Below are 18,642 nucleotides of genomic sequence, written 5' to 3'. Positions count from 1 at the left end.
CTGGAGCGGATCGCGCATCATGAGCTGGCCAGTTGGCTGGGGGTGCCTGCTCCGTCGTGCGCCGTGCGTCGGCACGAGGCGCCCAGATCCGCCGCGCGAGGCGGCTCTTGTCGGGTGGAGGGGAGAGCGCATGTCGAACAGAATCGGTCGGTTCATCGTCGGGGTCTGCGTGGCGGCGGGGCTCGCGGCCCTGGGCTGCGACAACGGCGGCGCGCCGGCGGCGGACGCGTCGGCGGCTGGGGGCAAGCCGAAGCTCGCCTACATCACGAACGGCGTCGCCCCCTTCTGGACCATCGCCGAGAAGGGCGTCATCGACGGCGCGAAGGAGTACGACGCCGAGGTGAGCGTCGTGATGCCGAGCGACGTGAACGACCAGATGCATCGGGTCGAGGATCTCCTGATCCGCGGCGTCGACGGCATCGCGATCAGCCCGATCGACGCGGAGAACCAGGTCCCGCTGCTCAACAAGGCGGCCGCGAAGACAAAGCTCATCACGCAGGACTCGGATGCTCCGAAGAGCGAGCGCATCGTGTACATCGGCATCGACAACTACGTCGCTGGCCGGATGGCGGGGCAGCTCGTGAAGGAGGCGATCCCCGCCGGCGGCAAGGTGGCCATCCTGGTCGGGCGGCTCGAGGGGGACAACGCCCGCAAGCGCCGCCAAGGAGTGCTCGACGAGCTGCTCGATCGCCCGGACAGCAGCGCCGGGAGCGACCCGCTCAACCAGGAGATCAAGGGGGCGAAATACACAATCGTCGCGACCCTGACCGACCAGATCGACGCCGCCAAGGCGAAGAGCAACGCCGAAGACATGATGTCGGCGCACCCGGACCTCGTGGGCCTGATCGGCCTGAACGCGTACCACACGCCGGCCCTGCTCGAGGCGGTCAAGCAGGCGGGGAAGATGAGCTCGATCAAGGTCGTCGGCTTCGACGAGCAGGACGCGACGCTGCGCGCGATCCAGGACGGCGAGGTGGTCGGCACCGTGGTGCAGAATCCGTACATGTATGGCAAGGAGTCGGTGCGCGTGCTCGCGGCGCTCGTGCGAGGGGATAACTCCGTTGTGCCTCAGGACAAGTTCATCTCCCTGCCGGCCCGTCAGATCCGCAAGAGCAACCTGGACGAGTTCTGGGCTGATCTGAAGCAGAAGGCCGCCAAGCAACAGTGAACCCGGCGTCGGGCAGCGCGGCGCCGCGCGGCGCGCGCCCCGGGCCGGCGACGCTCGACGCGCCGACGCGAATGACAGCCTCCTCGCCCGAACTGGACGCGACGCCGCTGCTCGAGGCGCGCGGCCTGACCAAGCGCTTCCCCGGCGTGCTCGCGCTCAGCGGCGTGCACCTCGCGCTCGGCCGCGGCGAGGTGCTCGGCATCGTCGGCGAGAACGGCGCCGGCAAGAGCACCCTCATGAAGATCCTCGCCGGCGTCGAGGCGCCCGACGCCGGCGAAATGGTCTTTGACGGGCGGCCCGTCGCGCTCGGCTCCGTCAGGGAGGCGCTCTCCCGCGGGATCGCGCTCATCCACCAGGAGCTCAACCTGGCGGACAACCTCGATGTCGCGGCCAACATCTATCTCGGCCGGGAGCCGCGGCGGGGCGGCTTCATCGACGAGGGCAGGATGGAGCGGGAGGCGCGGGCGATCATGGCGCGGGTCGGCCTCGCGTGCTCGCCGCGCGCGCTCGTCGGCGGCCTGTCGCTCGGGCAGCGGCACCTCGTCGAGATCGCGAAGGCGCTCTCCGCGAACGCGCGGGTGCTCATCATGGATGAGCCCACGTCGTGCCTGTGCCCGCACGAGGCCGAGGCGCTCTTCCAGGTGGTGAGGGAGCTCCGCGCGGGCGGGATCAGCGTCGTGTACATCTCTCACCGCCTCGGCGAGGTGAGGGCGCTCTGCGATCGCGTGCTCGTGCTGCGCGACGGCGAGAACGCGGGAGAGCTCTCGCGCGGCGAGGAGATGAGCCACGATCGCATCGTGAGATTGATGGTGGGCCGCGATCTCTCGCAGTTCTATCCGCACGTCCCGAACCCACCCGGCGAGCCGGTGCTCGAGGTCTCCGGCCTCCGGACGCCGAGGCACCCCGAGCGCGCGCTCTCCTTCACGGTGCGCGCCGGGGAGATCGTCGGCGTGGCGGGGCTCCTCGGCGCGGGGCGCACGTCGCTGCTCCGGACGCTGTTCGGCGTCACGCCGGCGGCCGGGGGCGCCGTCCGCGTGGCCGGGCGGGCGATCATGCCGCGCGCCCCGCGAGACGCCATCGCCGCCGGGATAGGCCTGGTCCCGGAGGACCGCCAGCAACAGGGCATCATCCTGGAGATGGCGATCCGGGCGAACGTGAGCCTGCCGAGCCTCGGCAGGGCGCAGCGCTACGGCGTCCTCGACCGCGCGGGCGAGCGCCGGATGTCGGCGCAGATGATCCGGGAGCTCGGCGTGCGGACGCCGAGCGACGTGCAGCCGGTGCAGCACCTGTCGGGCGGCAATCAGCAGAAGGTCGTCATCGCAAAGTGGCTGTCGATGTCGCCGCGCGTGCTCCTCCTCGACGAGCCGACCCGCGGCATTGACGTCGGCGCCAAGCACGAGATATACCAGCTGATGGAGCGATTGGCAGCGAGCGGCATGGCCACCCTGTTCGTCTCCAGCGACATGGAAGAGGTGATGGGCATGTCCGACCGTGCGCTGGTGATGCACGAGGGGCGCATCGCCGGCGAGCTCGGCCGCGCCGAGCTGAGCGAGGAGGCGATCATGCAGCTCGCGACCGGTAGCGACGCCGCGGCGTGACGCGGCGTGGCCACTAACCATCGAGGCCAGAGAGCATGTCTGTGACGACGACACAGGATCTCCGGGCGCGCGGCGCCGCGCCGGTCGCGCCGGCCGCGCCGCTCGCGCACGGCACGCGGCGGAAGGTGCTCGGCGTCTTCTGGCTCCTCCTCGCGGTGTCGCTCGGCACCGCGCTCATGAACGGGAGGTTCCTCCTCGCGGAGAACCTCGAGAACCTGATCCGGAGGACGGCGCTGTTCGGCATCCTCAGCATCGGGGCGGGCTTCGTGATCATCACGGGCGGTATCGACCTGTCGATCGGCTCGGTCGTGGCGCTCGCCGGCTGCATGCTGCCGTGGCTCCTCTCGGTGCAGCACTGGCCGCCCGCGCTGGCGGTGCCCGTGCTGCTCGCCATCTCCCTCTGCATCGGGCTCGCGCACGGGCTGCTCATCACGAAGCTCCGGCTCCAGCCGTTCGTCGTGACGCTCTGCGGGCTCTTGCTCTACCGGGGCACCGCGCGCGGGATCTCCGGCGATCAGACGCAGGGGTTCGGCGTCGGGTTCGAGTCGCTGCGTTACCTGTCGGTCGGCAGCCCGCTCTCGATCCCCGTGCCGTTCCTCTCGTGGATCTCCGAGGGGCACTTCAGCCCCTACGCGGTGCACCCGTTCACCGGCGTGAAGACGCGGCTCGATCTGATCACGTGGCTCGACATCCCGATGCCGTTCCTCTTGTTCCTCGCGATCGCGGTGGCGGCGTCGATCTTCCTGAACCGCACCGTCTATGGCCGCTATCTGATGGCGCTGGGCCGCAACGAGCAGGCGGCCCGTTACAGCGGGGTCGATACCGACAGGATGACGATCCTCGCGTATGTCCTCTGCTCGGTGCTCGCCTGCTTCGGGGGCATGCTGTTCGCGCTCGAGGTCAACTCGGCCCAGCCGGTCGATTTCGGCAATTTCTACGAGCTCTACGCGATCGCCGCGGCCGTGCTGGGCGGCTTCAGCTTGCGCGGCGGCGAGGGCGCGGTGCTGGGCGTCATCCTGGGCACCGCGCTCATGCAGGTGCTGCGCAACGCCATCAACATGCTGGGCGTCCCGACCCAGATCGAGTTCGCTGTCATCGGCGCCGTCATCCTGACCGGCGTCATCGCGGACGAGCTGGTCAGGCGCTACGCGGCGGCGCGGCGCAAGGTGGTTGGCTCGTGAGGTCGTGAGCTCGCGGCGGCGAGGTCGACGCCGCGCTCCGTCGAGCCCGCGATGGGCGCGGCGTCGTTTGCGTCGATCGCCGACCCGTGGATGATGGTCTCGGTGCTCGTCGATCCGCGCCGACACGGCGCGTGAAGCGCAGCGTCGCTGTCCTCGTCAGGAGCTCGGCATAGCGGCGCGCGAGCGCGCGCAAGCGTGCGAGGATCGCGTGCTACGCTACAGCATTGCTGGCGTCCCACGCGGAGCCGGAGCGAAGTGAGCGCAGGGGGCCCGGGCCGCGATCCGCAAGCACCACGTAAAAACATCAACCAAGTCGCTGACTTACGGTAGCCGTGGAGCGGTCTTCACGCGACGGCCACCCGATGGAAAGGGAGTGGCGTGATGCTGGAGCGCATTTCTTGTGGCACTACAATTCTTTACCTGACGCTCGGGCTCGCGGGCTGCGCGCTCGAACCAGATGCAGAGGAGGCGACGGCCGGGGAGTCCGCTGTTCCGTTCGGCACTGCCGGCAGGGCCCCGCCAAAGGGGGAGGCCCTGAAGGCCATCGGCGCTGGCATTGCCGCCAAGGGGGGCGGGGTACCCTCTGTGTGGGGACCTGCTGAGAAGTCGTTCCTCGGCACCTCGACGACCGCGACCTCGAGGGTCTACTTCACCGGACATCGCGGCATCGTGTCCGAGGTGTTCTATCCGGTGCTCGACACCGTGAACACCGTCGATCTGCAGTTCCTGGTGGGGGACACGGCAAAGACGTTCGTCGACGAGGAGAAGCAGCAGAGCTTCACCGTGACCCAGCCGGACAAGCGGTCCATGCGCTGGCAGGCGACGACAACGAACAGCGCCCACAACTGGCGGATCACCAAGACCATCTTCACCGATCCGGGGCGCAACGCGCTGATCCAGCGCGTCCAGTTCGACGCCCTGGGCGGCAGGAACGTCACCCAGTTCGACCTCTACCTGCTCCACAACCCGGCGATGGACAACTCCGGGGCCGGCGACACGTCGAGGACCGTGGCGGCAGGGGGGCGCACGCTGCTCGTCGCCTCGGAGAACAGCCGCGCCTCGGCGCTCGCCGCGTCGCGCCCGTGGAAGGTGGTGAGCGGCGCGCCGATGGTGTCGAGCGGCTTCGTCGGCGAGTCGGACGGCTGGACAGACCTCCTCGGCGGGAACGTCGACAGGACCATGACCTGGCGAAACGACCTGGCGAGCGGCGGCAATGTGGCGCAGATGGGCTGGATCGACCTCGGCGCCAGCGCCGTCACCAGCGTCTCGTTCGACGTCGTGCTCGGCTTCGGCGCGACCGAGACCGAGGCGGCCTCCACCGCGAACGCGACGCTCGGCAGCAGCCTGAGCACCCTGCAAACCACCTACGACAACGGGTGGAAGACCTACGCCGCCGGGCTCAGCAGCCAGAGCGCCACCGCCGACGACCAGTATTACCTCGCGGCGATGTCGCTCAAGGCGATCCAGGACAAGTCGAACGGCGCCATGATCGCGGGCATGGGCACGCCCTGGGGCGAGACCAACGGCGACGGCAACAACGGCGGCTATCACCTGGTCTGGGCGCGCGATCTGTTCAAGTTCGCCAGCGCGCTGGTGACGGCCGGCGACACCGCGACCGGGGCCTCGGTGGTCAACTACCTGTTCAACACCCTGCAGCAGTCGAGCGACTGCGGCGCCGCCGAGTACGACGCGCCGGGCTGCCCGCAGGGCTACAGCCGCGTCGGCCGCTTCCCGCAGAACGCCTGGGTCAGCGGCTGGCAGTACTGGCAAGGCACGCAGATGGATGAGCAGGCGATGCCGATCATCCTCGCCTGGCGGCTCGGACCTTCCGTCTACAACCCGCTGTGGAAGAAGATCAAGAGGACCGCCGACTACATCGTCAACACGGGCCCATGGACGCAGCAGGAGCGCTGGGAGGAGAACGCCGGGTACTCGCCGTCGACCATCGCCGCGGAGATCGCAGGCCTCGTCTGCGCCGCCACGATCGCCCGCGCGAACGGCGACACCCCCAGCGCGGCGCGCTACATGGCCGCCGCCGACACCTGGCAGCAGAGCGTCGACCGCTGGACGTTCACGACCACGGGGTACCACGGTGACGGCCGGTATTACATCCGCATCAACCCCTCTGCGCGGGGCAACACCGGCAGCGGGCCGCAGGTGTACAACCCGGTGTCCGGGCCGGACGCGGCGACCACCTTCACGATCGGCAACGGCGGCGGCACGCACGATCAGCGTTACATCGTCGACGGCGGCTTCCTCGAGCTCGTGCGGATGGGGGTGAAGCGGCCGGACGATCCCTCGATCGTCGCGACGCTGCCCGAGTACGACGCCATCCTGAAGCGGACCATCGCCGGCAAGGGCGAGGCCTGGTTCCGCTACAACTACGATGGATATGGCGAGAAGAACGACGGCGGCAACTTCGACGGCAACGGCGGCCGGGGCCGGCTGTGGCCCATCTTCACGGCCGAGCGCGGCATGTTCAAGATCGCCAGCACGGGTGTCGGCGCCGACGGCAGCCCCTTCCTGACCGCGGTGAAGGCGTTCTCGACGCCTCAGGGCTTCATCCCGGAGCAGGTGTGGAGCGAGACGACGGACGTCACCGGCTGGTCCGTCCAGAAGCCGGGCAACGTCTCGGCGGGCACCCCGACGCGGTCCATGAGCCCCCTGAACTGGGCCATGGGCGAGTACATCAGCCTGGTGGCGTCGATCCGTGCGGGCAGGGTCGTCGATATCCCCTCGGTGGTCTGCGGCCGCTACAACGTGCGCGCGGTGCCGCCCGCGTCCGGCGAGGCCGGCGTCGCGGTCAACGTCACCGCGACCACCGTGGTCGGCCAGACCATGTACGTCACTGGCAACACCGCGGCGCTCGGCAACTGGAACACCGATCTCGGCATCCCGGTCGATCCGCGCAGTTACCCCGTGTGGACGAACCGCGTCAACCTGCCGGCCAGCAGCGCGCTCCAGTACAAGTACTATCGCAAGAACGCCGACGGCAGCGTGACCTGGGAGAACCTCCCGGGCGGCGGCAATCGCACGATGAGCACGCCCGCGTCCGGCGGGACGCTCACGCTCAACGACACCGTGAGCTGGTAACTCAGGCGCGGCGCGCGCGGCGAGCCTACGCCGCGGAGCGCTCCGGCTCGCAGGAGCACCCAGCCTTCATCGGCAGCGTGAAGAACACCCGCGTTCCCCGGCCGAGCTCGCTCTCCACGCGGATCGTGCCGCCGTGGCGCTCGACGAGGTTCTTGCAGATTGACAGGCCGAGCCCCGTGCTCTTCTCGCCGCCTGTCGATCGGGTGCTCGTCCTCCGGAACTTGCTGAACAGGCCGCTGATCTCGTCCGTGCGGATGCCCAGGCCCTGATCCTCGATCATCACCTCGACCGCCTGGCCGATCCTCCACGCGTGCACCGTCACCGTCGTGCCCGGATGAGAGAACTTGAACGCGTTGCTGAGCAGGTTGCTCAGGACCTGCTCGATCCGCCCTACGTCGCAGCAGACGAGCGGGAGATCCGCGGGCACGTCGACGTCCACCGTGATCCTCTTCCGGCCGGCGCCGTGCTCGTTCAGGGAGACCGCCGCCAGGACGATGCCTCTCAGGTCGGCCTCCTGCAGGCGCAGCGCGCCGCTCCCGTGCTCCAGCGTCGTGATGTCGAGCAGGTTCTCGATCAGCTGCAGCGCGAACTCGGCGTTGTCCTGGATCTTCAGGGCGTAGCGCCGCGTGTCCTCGGGCCCCGCGCCGACGCCGGCCAGCTGCATCTTCGTGAACCACTGGATCGCCGCGAGCGGATTGCGCAGATCGTGCGCGGCGATGCCCATGAGCTCATGGGTCTTCTGGGTCGCCTCGGCGAGCTGCTGGTTCTCGAGGTGGAGGGCGTCGGCGCTCGTCTTGAGGCTCGATAGGAGCCGCTGGCAGCTGCTGATGCGCTCGTGATGGGCGAACGCGTCGCTCACGACGCCCGCCAGCGCCGGCGGATCCCATGGCTTGGAGATGAACCGGTACACGCCGCCCTCGTTGATGGCCTGGATGGCGGCGCTCGTGTCCGCATAGGCGGTCATGAGGAGTCGGACGGTCTCCGGGAACTCGGCCTTGACCCTCGCGTAGAACTCCGTGCCCGTCGTGCCCGGCATCCGCTGGTCGCTGAGGACGACAGGGATGGTCCGCTCGCGCAAGATCGCGTGACCCTGCTCGGCGCTCTCCGCGATGAGGACATCGTAGTCGCGCCGGAGCTCGCGGCGGAGCGCCTTCAAGGTCTCGCGCTCGTCGTCGACGATGAGCAGCGCGCGCCGCTCGCCGGAGGCGCGCGTCATCGGTCGAGCTCCTTCGGCAGCGTGATCGTGAAGGTGCTGCCCGCCCCGGGGGTCGATCGGACGGCGATCGTGCCGCCGTGCTGATCGACGATGATCTTGTGCGAGATGGTGAGGCCCAGCCCCGTGCCCTGGCCGACAGGCTTGGTCGTGAAGAACGGATCGAAGATCCGGCCGAGGACGTCAGGGGTCATCCCGACGCCGTTGTCCTCGAACTCCAGGACGATCCCGCGCCCTTCGTCGCGCACGCGGATCACGATGCGACCGTTCCCACGGCCTCGGCACTCGACCGCCTGGGCCGCGTTGATGAGGAGGTTCAGGAACACCTGGCTGAGCTCCGCCGGCTTGCAGCGCTGCTTCGGCAGCTCGGCCCACTCGACCGTCACCTGGACGCCGCCGTCCTTCAGCGCCGGGCCCGCGATCGCGAGGGTGCTCTCCAGGCACTCCTTCAGATCGCAGCATTCCTCGTCCGCCCGGTCGATCCGCGTGAAGATCCTGAGGTCCTCGACGATCTTCTGCACGCGTGCGAGGCCGCCCAGCGTGCCTTTCACGAGATCCGCCGTATCCTCGCGCAGAAAGTCGGGCTCGACCTCCGCGCGGAGCGCCTCGGCCAGGCCCTTCACCTCGTCCGAGCCCGCGTCGACGGCGGCCCGCTCGAGCGCCTCGTAGGCGGCGAACAGCCGATCGAGCGACTCTCCCAGGGTGTGCACGTTGCTCCGGACGAAGGCGAGCGGGTTGTTGATCTCGTGGGCCACGCCGGCGGCGAGCTTGCCGAGCGCGTTCATCTTCTCCGAGTGGACGAGCATCGACTGCGTGGCGCGCAGCTGCTCGAGCGACCGCTCGAGCTCCTTCTGCTCGGCGACGAGCCGCCGCTGGAGGCTCGTGATCCGCGAGTTGAGCGCGGACACGTCGGCGACGACGCGCTCGAGCTCGATGACGTCGAACTCGGCGAGGAGCAGCAGGTCGTGGCCGAGCCGCCAGACCTCTCCCCGGAGGCTGTGCGCGATCGACCGGAGGTCCCCGAAGTGCAGCATGCCGCTGTAGATCGGCTCGTCGGCGCCGCGCTCGGCCGCGGCGAGCTGCGCGAAGCTCGGGCTGATGAGGCGAGCCTCGGCGCGACCCGCCTCCCCGAGCAGCCGGCGCATGCCGTGGTTGGTGAGCCTCGGCGCGCCGTTCGGCGTGAACACGCCGAGCGCGAGCGCGGTCGAGGCCATGAGGAAAGCGGCGGCGAGCTCTGCCACCGGACCGCTGAGCTCGTGTCCTGACGGCACAGCCGCGAGCGGCGCTCCCTCGTTTTCTCCTGCGCTTTGCGTCCTGCGCGGTTCCATCGGAATCATCGGAGGCCGAGCCTCTCCCTCGCTCGCGGCGGAGGCGATCTGTCTTTGGCAGGCCGGCGCGGCGCTCGCTATGCGAAGCACACCCCCGCGGGGCCGGCGCCTGAGCGCGCGGAGCGGGGTCATGCGCTCCGCGCCGCGAGGAGCTGCTCCGCCGTGCGGACGGCCCGCTCCGCGTTCGGCGCCGAGCCGTCGGCCCCGAGCTGCCTCCAGAGGTCGTCGACGACGCGGAACGGGTGGCCGCCGACCAGGACGACGACGCCCCCGCAGCGATCGTCGCCGCGCGCCGCGGTGATCACCTGGCGGACGCTCGAGAGCTGGTCGCTCAGCGCGGCCGAGATCGCGAGGACGTCGGCCTTCCGCTGGACGACCTCCTGGATCACGTGCTCGGCCGGCGTGCTGGCCCCGAGATAGAACGTGTCCCACCCAGCCATTTCGAAGAAATCGGCGACGAAGCGCGCGCCGATCTCGTGGAGGTTGCCGTCCACGGCGGTGGCCACGAGGCGACGGCCGGCGCGATCGCCGCTGACGACGAGCGGATAGAGCTGGCCCAGGATCATCTGCGTGACCGCCGTGCAGTAGTGCTCCCCGGCGATGCTGATCTGACGGAGCTGCCAGCGCCGGCCCAGCTCGTACTGGCACGGCTGCAGCACGTGAGCATAGATGTCCTTGATCGGCGCGCCCGCGTCGAGCGCCTCCCGGATGGCCCGCACCGCTCGCCTCCTGTCGCGCTCGAGCAGCGCGTCGAGGTAGCTGCACGCGACGGCCCCGAGCGGCGCCTCCGAGCGGACGAAGCTGCGATCCTCGGCGCGCATCGAGGTGAGCCGCTCGAGCGCCGCCGCCAGGTACCGCCGCGGCGCCTCGGCGAGGCGCTCCGGCAGCGTGAGCGCTACGACGTCGTCGAGCGCGCGGAGGTAGGCCGCGAGCTCGGCGGGGTCGAGGCCGTGCTGCACCAGCAGCGTTTGCGCCCACTCCGCATAGGCGCTGAAGAGCTCCGGCGACTCCTGGTCGACCGCCGCGGCGAGCTGCGCGACGTGGCGCCTGGCATCGTCGAGGCAGAGGGCGCGCTTCGCGTCGGCGGCGAGCGCGTCCGCCGGGCGCCGCACGAAGCTGAGCGCGACGCTCATCGGCGCGATGCGCGCCGCCGAGCGCTCGATGGCCTCCGCCGCCGAGCCGGCCTCGCCGGCGGCGCACGGGGGCTCGGGGATGGCCGCCAGCGCGGCCGGCGTCACGAGGGGCGAGGCGCAGAGGCGCTCCCGGCCCGCGGCCAGCGCGTCCTGCGCCACCGAAGCGAGCGCCGGATCGAGCTGCTCGCCGATGCTCTCGCTCAGGGCGTCGAGCGCGGCGCTGAGCGCGCGCCGGGGCACCCCGATCGCTTCGAGGAACACCGCGGTGAACGCGCAGTACTCGCAGAGCTGCTGGGCGCCCGCAGCGCGGAGCGCCGCCGCGAGGGCGTCGATGTGCGCCGCGAGGTCCACGTGGCAGCGCGAGAGCGCCTCGCGCTCGCCGCGCGCTCCGAAGGCGCGCGGCGCGACGGACGCGGCCTCGAGGCGGGCGAGCGCGGCGTCCCTCAACGATTCACGGCGAGCGACGAGCTCATCGGCCGCCCTGTCACGCTCTGTGGTCACCATGCCCGCGTATGTGGTGACGCGCCGTCGTCGCCGCACGCGCGATATCGCACGGGCTCGCCCGACGATGCACTGGCGGGCGGCCGCCGCCGGTGCGTCGTCGCGCGCCGCGGGCCGAAGGGCCCGCCAGGCTTGAGCTGGCGTCGTGCTTCAAGCTACCGTCTCTCCCGCGTCGCAAGGGAGCGTCGTCGCCCGGCGCGGGAGCTGAAGAACGATGTCAATCTCGTTGGTGCGGAACGCTTACGGCAAATCGAGGGTGCGGCTCGTGAAGGTCCGCCGCGCGGGCGCGCGGCACGAGCTCACCGACGTCCAGGTCGATATCCAGCTGGAGGGCGAGTTCGACGACGCTTACACGAAGGGTGACAACAGCAAGGTGCTGCCCACGGACACGATGAAGAACACCGTGTACGCGCTCGCCAAGGGCCACCCGGTCGAGCCGATCGAGGACTTTGGCGCCCTGCTCGCCGAACACTTCCTCGGCAAGCCGCACACCCGGCGGGCGACGGTCGTCATCGCAGAGAGTGTGTGGTCTCGCGTCGAGGCGGGCGGCGCGCCGCACCCTCACGCGTTCCTCCGCGCGGCAGGGGAGCGGCGGACCGCGGAGATCTCCGCGGCTCCTGGCGGGGTCGAGATCACGTCCGGCATCGCGGATCTCCTCGTCCTCAAGACCGCCGGCTCGGCGTTCTCGGGCTTCCCGCGCGACGAGTACACGACGCTCAAGGAGACCGGGGACCGCATCCTCTCGACGCTCATGGTGGCCCGCTGGCGCACGGCCGGCCGCGACCCGGCGCCCACGGCGACGTGGGAGCGCGCCCGCCGCGCCCTGATCGAGACCTTCGCGGAGCGACATAGCCTCTCGGTGCAGCACACCATTCATGACCTGGGGGAGGCGGTGCTCGCCGCCTGTCCTGCCATCGACGAGGTGAGCCTCTCGCTCCCCAACAAGCACTGCCTGCTCGTCGATCTCACGCCCTTTGGGCTCGCCAACGACAACGAGATATTCGTCCCGGTCGACGAGCCGCACGGGCTCATCGAGGCCACGATGAAGCGAGGGACCTGACCGTCGGGCGTGGCCGTTTTTCTCGACATGCCGATGACGTGCCCGGTACAGTGCTGCGCATGGACCAGGTGGCGGGCCCGGACGAGCTTGAGGTCGCGACGAGCTACATGAACGCGGTCCTCAACGGGCCGTTCATCGCCGTCGAGTGCACGGGCGACGCCGATGATCTCGAGATCGCCGCGTGGAGCGCCGGGGCGGAGCGGCTGCTGGGTTATACCGCGGAAGAGGTGATTGGCCGCCGCCTCGCGGACACAGCGCTGGGCGGCGCCGACGTCGACCTCTGGCGACGCGTCTGCGACGGGCGGGGCGGCGCGCCGCTCTCCGCCGAGCACCGGCGGAAGGACGGGCGCGTCGTCGCGTGCGCGTGGGTGCACGAGCCGATGCGCGGCGCCGAAGGCCAGGTGATGCGCAGGCTCTTCATCGGGCAGGACGTGACCGACCGCGGCCGTCTGGCGGAAGCGTCGCGGGACGACTCCATCATCCTGCGCTCCATCCTCGATCACGTCCCGATCGCCGCGTGCAAGTATGATCGCGACGGGGTCTTCACCCATCATGACGGCAAGGGGCTCGAGAACTCGGGCGTGAAGCCTGGGGCGCTCATCGGCAAGAACGTCTTCGACCTCTACGGGTCCAGCCCCGAGGCCGCGGACGGGATGCGGCGCGCGCTGGCGGGAGAGATCGTGGAGAATCAGGTCGAGACCCACGGCGTCACCTGGCGGTCCTGGCTGCTCCCCGTCTTCGACGAGCGCGGCGCGCCGGACGGCGCGGTCTCCGTGACGTTCGACATCACGGAGATGAAGCGCAAGGAGGTCGAGCTCCAGGCGAGGCTCGACATGATCCAGGCCCAGCAGCAGGTGATTCGCGCGCTGTCGACCCCCATCATCGAGGTCTGGGATCGCGTGCTGACGCTCCCGATGGTCGGTGTCGTCGACAGCTTGAGGACCTCCGAGGTGATGGATAGCCTCCTCGACGCGATCTCGAGCAAGGGGGCGCGCTTCGCGATACTCGATCTGACCGGGGTCGACGCCGTCGACACGAAGACGGCGAGCTACCTCATCGAGATGGTCCGCGCGATACGGCTCCTCGGCGCCGAGGGCGTGATCACGGGTATCCGCTCGAACGTGGCGCAGACGATGATCGCGCTGGGGCTCGATCTCTCGGGGATCATCACGATGGGCAACCTCCGCGCCGGCCTCAAGCTCTGCATCCAGCGGATAAACGGCGCCGACGCCGCCGCGGCCAACGGCTCGAGGCGGGCCGAGGCACGCTGATCGGGGGCTTCGGGGTCGCGATCGCGCTCGGCGCCCGACCGGCCACGAGCCCCGAAGCAGAGGAGTCGACGCGGCCATGGCGGCGTGCTCGGAGCGGGCTATGGCGCTGGCGCCGGCGGCGGAGAGCCGTCGAGATCTGCCATCTTCCCCTCTCGCTCCAGCCGCCAGATGTCCTCGTCCGTGACGAACTCCTGCGCCAGGAGCTCTCGCGCCCGCTTGATCTTGGCGAGGAGGACGGGCTCCGTGACCGGTGTGCTCGACTCCTTGGTCGGCGCGGGCGGCGGCTTCATCAGCGAGAATGTCCCGCGCGCCGCGTGCCCCTCCGCCGTCTCCCCATCGAGGATGTACGTGATGGTGAAGACATCCGGTTCACGCACCGTGTCGAGGCTCACGTCCACATCGACCCCTTGCCCGGGGGGGATCTCGACCAGGCTGAGCGAGGCCTTCTCGAGCGGTGAGGCGCTCGACGCCCCCGCGTAGTGCCGCACCGCCGTGACCGTATCGATCCGGACCGGCGCGTCGCCGTGATGCCAGAGGCGGAAGGTCTGCCGGACCACGCCGTCGCCGTCCTGCCGGGGAAAGCGGGGCGTCGGCGTCGCCGCGATGGTCACGATCCCCCGCTCGGCGAGGTCCTGAAACATCGTGTTCGGGATCTGGAGCAGGGCACGGCCGGTGAGCTTCTCGCCCGCTTCGCTCTGGACCTCCACCCGGATGAGAAACTCGGAGACGAGCGCGGTTTGCGGACGGCGCTCGTAGCTGTGGGTCACGAACGGCGCCTTCGTCTTCCCCGAGCCGCCGTCGTCGAACACCCAGGCATAACTCGCGGGCTTGAACGGCGTCGCGTCGGGCTTGTCCTTGAGGCCGACGCCGACGATCTGCGCCGTGAGCTCGAATTCACCGGGGGTGCTAGGCAGGAGCCTGTGGGTGATGACGACGATCCGCTCTGGCTTGCAGGCGTTGACCTTGTATCTCGGGACCTCGATCCGAGTCACAACGTTGTTCCGTCCGAACACGGAGATGGTGGGCATCTCGTACGATCCGTCCATCTCGGGCCATACTCGCAGCGGCACCCGCGATCCGGTGCGCGTGCCAATGACGCTGTGGAGGTACTCATCTGTCCCGTTCGTGGTATGGGATCGCACGGTGATGAGGTTCTCCTCGCCGGCGCACACCTCCGGCTTCTCGACCTCGATCTCGTCGATGATGGGCGCCGGGTCCTCCGCGGGCGCCCTCGTGCTCGCGGCGGCGGCGCTCGCCGCGCGTCTGGCGCTCGGCGGGGCCTCCTGCGCGCTCGCCTTCGGCGCTGCCGGCGCGGGCTCGGGCGCCCTGGAAGGGTGGACCGACCAGACCAGGACCCAGCAGAGCGCGGCGGCGAGCACCACCCCACCGATCCATTGCGCCTTTGACCGATGCTCGCCGATCCTGGTCGTCATGGCCGGAGCTCCTCACGTCATCGTGCTCGAACGTCCGTCAGTACCAGCACCCGTAGACGTTGCCTCCGGAGTTCCACTGGACGTTGTGGTTCGTATCGGCGGACCAGACGGTCGCGCCGGCCTGCGTCCCCCAGGGGTGCCCGCTCCAGCCGCCGATGCGGTCGGGGCTGATGGACACGGCGACGGTCTTCGGATCGTCTCGGACCCCTCTCCACACGCTGCTGCTGCCGGTGTCGCATGCGTGCGAGGCCATGCAGTTCGCGACCTGATTGGCGGCCTTGTCGCAGACGTCCGTGAAGCAGGCGAGCGAGGTGCCGAGCGAGCCCCAGAACCCCAGGCTGTTCTCGCAGCTGTCCATCACCCCGTCGTGAAGGGCGTTGGCCGCGCTGGCGAGCTTGGCGTGGCTGTACGTGTACGGGGGGATGGCGCCCTGGCCGTCGAGGTAGTGCGCGTAGGCCAAAAATGAAGAGCAAACCATACCGTTGTTCCACGCCGGCCCGCCGGTGGGCGTGCCCTCGGTGCTGCGGTACTGGAAGAACGAGTAGTGCACCCGGTCGCCGCGAACGCTCAGCCGAGGGATCTCGACCCCTTCGTCGATGATCGAGCGCTCGGCGTAGTAGGGCACCTCCCACCAGATGGTTTCGCCGATCGACGCGGCCCGCTTGGGATCGCCGACCTGATAGGTCAGCGCGACCGGGCCGCTCCCGCCGCTCCCGTAGAGGAAGCGGTAGATCCCGCCCTGGTTGACCTGCGCGAGCCCGGGATACCCATCGAGCAGATCGTTCGTCACGATGGGCGTGCTGCACACCTCGGGCCAGGAGTTTTCACGCGGCTGCTTCATGGTGGCATGCGTCACCCACCGGCCGGGACCATGCGACAGCATGGAGTGCGTACGGAACTCGCCGACGGCGTTAAGGACGTCTCCGATCGGCCCGGAGCCTGCGCTGAACACGGCCGCGCCGTTCGGCGCGTTCCAGCCGGCGCTGGAGTACCCGCACGCCTGCTCGGCGGCGGCAGCGGCGGAGGCGAGGCACGACGATACGACGACGAGCGGCAGGACGAACGCTGACTTCACGGGCACACCTCCGATCGAGAGCATGGCCGGCGGGACACGAGGCATTGACGCGCGCGCTCGGAGCGCGACGGACGAACGTCGCGAGCGGCCCGAGCTGGAGGGAGCGCTCGCTCGAAATGGGGAAGGATCACACTCCGAAAGAGGCGCACGCGGGCGCCCCTTCACGGAAGAGAGTGTGGTCTGGAGAAACGGGGGGCAAGCGGAAAATGAAGGCGGGATTGCCTTCTTCCTTCCACCGCGCTCGATCGCGTCCCGTGCTCGGGTCTAGCTGACGCACAGGACGGACTGGCGAGACCGGGGAGCGCCTCAGCAGCTCGCCCCGCGAGCGATCATCGATTGACAGGAGGGGGCGAGCCGCCTCCTGGAGCTCCGAGCACCTCGACCGCGCCTTCCGCCGACAGCAAGATCTGCGGGTTGGCCTGCGCCGGTGAGATCACGTTGAGCACGCCCCTCGCGCGCACGCGCAGGCCTGGTTTGATGAACTTGTTGCGCACGTCCACCGGCGCGCCGGGGTGCGCCGCCCAGCCCCGCGCGAGCTTGTCCCGGATCGCCTTGAAGAGCTCGGGATCGCCGAAATTGACCAGCGTATACTCGCGCTCCACCCGATCCCTGTCAACGACGCGCAGCGCCCATATATCGAATTTGATCTGTGGGCTCCTCGGGAAAAGCACGAGGTCGCCCTCCAGCTCGATCGGCTGGCCATGGACCGCTTGCATGCGCTCCAGCACCTCGATGGGCTTGTCGACGTCCGGATCGAGCCGCAGGTGGATCGGGCGATCGGGGTGCCCGGCGATCACGTAATGCAGCCGGATCTTGTCATTGCGCCACAGGTCTCGGACGTGCTCCGGGCGGGTCACGAAGACCGGCACCACCTTGTCCGCGAGCTCGACCACGAGGACCTGGCCGTCGGCGTCGACGCCGTGCACACGGCCCACGAGCTCGCGCGCCCCGAGGAGCGCGGCGTCGATGGTCGTGTCGTGCGCATAGGACGGGGCGTCCACGCCGGAGGAAAACCGCGCGATCACCTCGATGCGGCGCGCGCGGACATGGCGCTGAGCGCCCTTCTTCTCGAGGCTGCCGAAGACACGCAGCCGGTCGTGCCGCTGGAGCCCGGCGAGCTCCCGCGCGACCGCGGCCGACCCCGGGATCATCGGAAAGTCAGCGTAACGAAAGAAGTCGTTCGGGAGCCGGTAGGTGAATACGAAGAGTCCGGCCTCGGGCGCCGCGCCGTGCATCCATCCGTCGAGCCCGCCGCCCGCGAGCGCCGCGGCGATACCGGCATCATCGTCCGGGTCAATCACGGCCGACGGATCGCGAGGGGCCGGCGCCGCACGATGGATCGGAGTCGCGCGCGCGGGCAGCGCGGCAGGAGCCTGTGCCGACGAAAGATTGCAACCGGACGGAACGACCAGGAGCGCGAGAAGCCAGCCGAACACCGCGACCACACGCTGACCCATGCACCAGCATAGCAGCATCGGAGTCGGACCTGCACGGCGGCCGGGGAGCGCGTGAGTGGCGCTATCGCCTGCTCCGGTCGAATCGTGCCAGCGGAGCGAGCCACACGAACGTTGCGGGCTCATGCGGACGCCCTGGAGCGGCCCCTCGCGGCGGAGCTGGAGATCAGGCTCTCCCGGATGGTGCGATGGCGCGGGTCAGTCGTCCAGCGCGGGTGGAACACGACGTGAAGCGTGAACGGCTCGACCTCGAAAGGGAGCTGTCGGGTCGTGAGCGGGAGCCCCGAGGCGCGGACGATGCGCGCGGGCAGGGTAGCGACGAGATCGGTCTCCGCTGCCAGCGAGAGCGCGAGCAGCAGCGACGGCACGCGCGCCCGCACGTCCCGCGATCGTTCGAGCCGCGCGATCGCCCGCTGCACCGGCGAGAGCCCCGGCAGCGAGTTGCCCACGACGACGTGCCCGCACGCGAGGTATCGCTCGAACGTCGCGCGCCCCCGCGCGAGCGGGTGCCCGCGCCGCGTCACGATCACGTGCTCGTCGTCGACGATGGGGCGGAACACGAACTGCTCCAGCCCGTCGATGTCCACCCTCGGGACGAGCGCCAGGTCGACCTCCCCGCGCTCGAGAGCGCCGATCGTCTCCAGCGAGGGCTGGACGATGCGCAGCGTCGTCATCGGCGGCGCCTTGGCCTGCTGCGCGAGCCACGGCCTCAGCACGACCAGGGTGCCGTAATCGGACGTCGCCACGCGCAGCGGAAACGGCTCGTCCTCGCGCTTCTGGCGGACCATGGGATCGAAGACCACGCGCAGCGCCGACAGGGCGCGCTCCACGTCGGGCTGGAGCGCGAGCGCCATGGGCGTCGGCTCGAGGGCGCGGCCGGTGGACACGAACAAGGGATCGCCGAAGACCTCTCGGAGCCGCGCGAGCGAGCGGCTCATGTTCGGCTGCGTCGTGCCGAGGCGCCGCGCCGCCTGGGTCACGCTCCGCGTCTCGAGCAGGTGATGGAGCGCGCGCAGCCCGTTGAAATCGACGTCCTCGATCCGCATCGCCGGATCATATCCTGCGCGACATATCAGGCATCACGCCGGAGCATGACCCGCGTGCGGCCGCGCGCCGTACAACCGAGGCATGCGT

13 protein-coding genes are annotated in these 18,642 nt (G+C 69.8%); 6 read left to right on the top strand and 7 right to left on the bottom strand.

Annotated features, from left to right (window positions below):
* Positions 1 to 130 precede the first annotated feature (130 nt).
* From POL72_RS31375 to POL72_RS31360, 4 genes are all read left to right on the top strand, one after another.
* Entirely contained in the window at positions 131 to 1,168 is a 1,038-nt protein-coding gene (locus POL72_RS31375; protein WP_272099997.1) for a sugar-binding protein, read from the top strand.
* Positions 1,169 to 1,239: 71 nt separating this feature from the next.
* The gene (locus POL72_RS31370) at positions 1,240 to 2,766 is read left to right on the top strand and encodes a sugar ABC transporter ATP-binding protein (protein WP_272099995.1); all 1,527 of its coding nucleotides are present in this window, start codon (positions 1,240 to 1,242) and stop codon (positions 2,764 to 2,766) included.
* Between the two features lie 35 nt (positions 2,767 to 2,801).
* Complete coding sequence (locus POL72_RS31365) at positions 2,802 to 3,947, top strand: ABC transporter permease (protein WP_272099993.1); 1,146 nt, start codon at positions 2,802 to 2,804, stop codon at positions 3,945 to 3,947.
* Positions 3,948 to 4,328: 381 nt separating this feature from the next.
* On the top strand, positions 4,329 to 7,040 hold the full coding sequence (locus POL72_RS31360) for a glycoside hydrolase family 15 protein (RefSeq protein WP_272099991.1): 2,712 nt from the start codon (positions 4,329 to 4,331) through the stop codon (positions 7,038 to 7,040).
* 25 nt (positions 7,041 to 7,065) lie between these two features.
* Here the strand turns inward: POL72_RS31360 and POL72_RS31355 are convergent, their stop codons facing one another.
* From POL72_RS31355 to POL72_RS31345, 3 genes are all read right to left on the bottom strand, one after another.
* Positions 7,066 to 8,256 carry a hybrid sensor histidine kinase/response regulator gene (locus tag POL72_RS31355; RefSeq protein WP_272099989.1) on the bottom strand — a complete coding sequence of 397 codons (1,191 nt, stop codon included), beginning with the start codon at positions 8,254 to 8,256 and terminating at the stop codon, positions 7,066 to 7,068.
* Positions 8,253 to 9,494 (bottom strand): sensor histidine kinase, encoded by a 1,242-nt coding sequence (locus tag POL72_RS31350; protein ID WP_272099988.1) that lies wholly within the window; start codon positions 9,492 to 9,494, stop codon positions 8,253 to 8,255. Before POL72_RS31350 ends, POL72_RS31355 begins: the two co-directional genes overlap by 4 nt.
* Positions 9,495 to 9,709: 215 nt before the next feature.
* Entirely contained in the window at positions 9,710 to 11,218 is a 1,509-nt protein-coding gene (locus POL72_RS31345) for a cobalamin-dependent protein (protein ID WP_272099986.1), read from the bottom strand.
* A gap of 211 nt (positions 11,219 to 11,429) precedes the next feature.
* On the opposite strand from POL72_RS31345, the gene pucL reads away from it, so the two are divergent.
* Both pucL and POL72_RS31335 read left to right on the top strand, forming a co-directional pair.
* Positions 11,430 to 12,275 (top strand): factor-independent urate hydroxylase, encoded by an 846-nt coding sequence (gene pucL, locus POL72_RS31340; RefSeq protein ID WP_272099984.1) that lies wholly within the window; start codon positions 11,430 to 11,432, stop codon positions 12,273 to 12,275.
* Positions 12,276 to 12,313: 38 nt separating this feature from the next.
* Positions 12,314 to 13,546, top strand: coding sequence for a PAS domain-containing protein (locus POL72_RS31335; RefSeq protein ID WP_272099982.1), 1,233 nt, complete (start codon positions 12,314 to 12,316; stop codon positions 13,544 to 13,546).
* A gap of 98 nt (positions 13,547 to 13,644) precedes the next feature.
* Here the strand turns inward: POL72_RS31335 and POL72_RS31330 are convergent, their stop codons facing one another.
* The 4 genes from POL72_RS31330 to POL72_RS31315 form a co-directional block, all read right to left on the bottom strand.
* Entirely contained in the window at positions 13,645 to 14,979 is a 1,335-nt protein-coding gene (locus POL72_RS31330) for a hypothetical protein (protein ID WP_272099981.1), read from the bottom strand.
* A 37-nt stretch (positions 14,980 to 15,016) separates the two neighbouring features.
* Positions 15,017 to 16,054: a hypothetical protein gene (locus tag POL72_RS31325; protein WP_272099979.1), complete on the bottom strand. Its 1,038-nt coding sequence runs from the start codon at positions 16,052 to 16,054 to the stop codon at positions 15,017 to 15,019.
* 329 nt (positions 16,055 to 16,383) lie between these two features.
* The gene (locus POL72_RS31320; RefSeq protein ID WP_272099977.1) at positions 16,384 to 17,355 is read right to left on the bottom strand and encodes a hypothetical protein; all 972 of its coding nucleotides are present in this window, start codon (positions 17,353 to 17,355) and stop codon (positions 16,384 to 16,386) included.
* Positions 17,356 to 17,630: 275 nt separating this feature from the next.
* Positions 17,631 to 18,554, bottom strand: a complete 924-nt coding sequence (locus tag POL72_RS31315) for a LysR family transcriptional regulator (RefSeq protein ID WP_272099975.1) — start codon at positions 18,552 to 18,554, stop codon at positions 17,631 to 17,633.
* Positions 18,555 to 18,642 lie beyond the last annotated feature (88 nt).

It is taken from the genome of Sorangium aterium, from assembly GCF_028368935.1.
Classification (GTDB): Bacteria; Myxococcota_A; Polyangia; order Polyangiales; family Polyangiaceae; genus Sorangium; species Sorangium atrum.
The sequence above is the reverse complement of the archived record's forward strand: the minus strand, read 5'-3'. Positions and strand labels throughout refer to the sequence as shown.

Bases quoted from the DNA above. Each gene is read 5' to 3' on its own strand.
- pucL (WP_272099984.1), top strand. From the start codon at position 11,430: ATGTCAATCTCGTTGGTGCGGAACGCTTACGGCAAATCGAGGGTGCGG.
- POL72_RS31355 (WP_272099989.1), bottom strand. From the start codon at position 8,256: ATGACGCGCGCCTCCGGCGAGCGGCGCGCGCTGCTCATCGTCGACGAC.
- POL72_RS31365 (WP_272099993.1), top strand. From the start codon at position 2,802: ATGTCTGTGACGACGACACAGGATCTCCGGGCGCGCGGCGCCGCGCCG.
- POL72_RS31315 (WP_272099975.1), bottom strand. From the start codon at position 18,554: ATGCGGATCGAGGACGTCGATTTCAACGGGCTGCGCGCGCTCCATCAC.
- POL72_RS31360 (WP_272099991.1), top strand. From the start codon at position 4,329: ATGCTGGAGCGCATTTCTTGTGGCACTACAATTCTTTACCTGACGCTC.
- POL72_RS31330 (WP_272099981.1), bottom strand. From the start codon at position 14,979: ATGACGACCAGGATCGGCGAGCATCGGTCAAAGGCGCAATGGATCGGT.
- POL72_RS31345 (WP_272099986.1), bottom strand. From the start codon at position 11,218: ATGGTGACCACAGAGCGTGACAGGGCGGCCGATGAGCTCGTCGCTCGC.
- POL72_RS31370 (WP_272099995.1), top strand. From the start codon at position 1,240: ATGACAGCCTCCTCGCCCGAACTGGACGCGACGCCGCTGCTCGAGGCG.
- POL72_RS31375 (WP_272099997.1), top strand. From the start codon at position 131: ATGTCGAACAGAATCGGTCGGTTCATCGTCGGGGTCTGCGTGGCGGCG.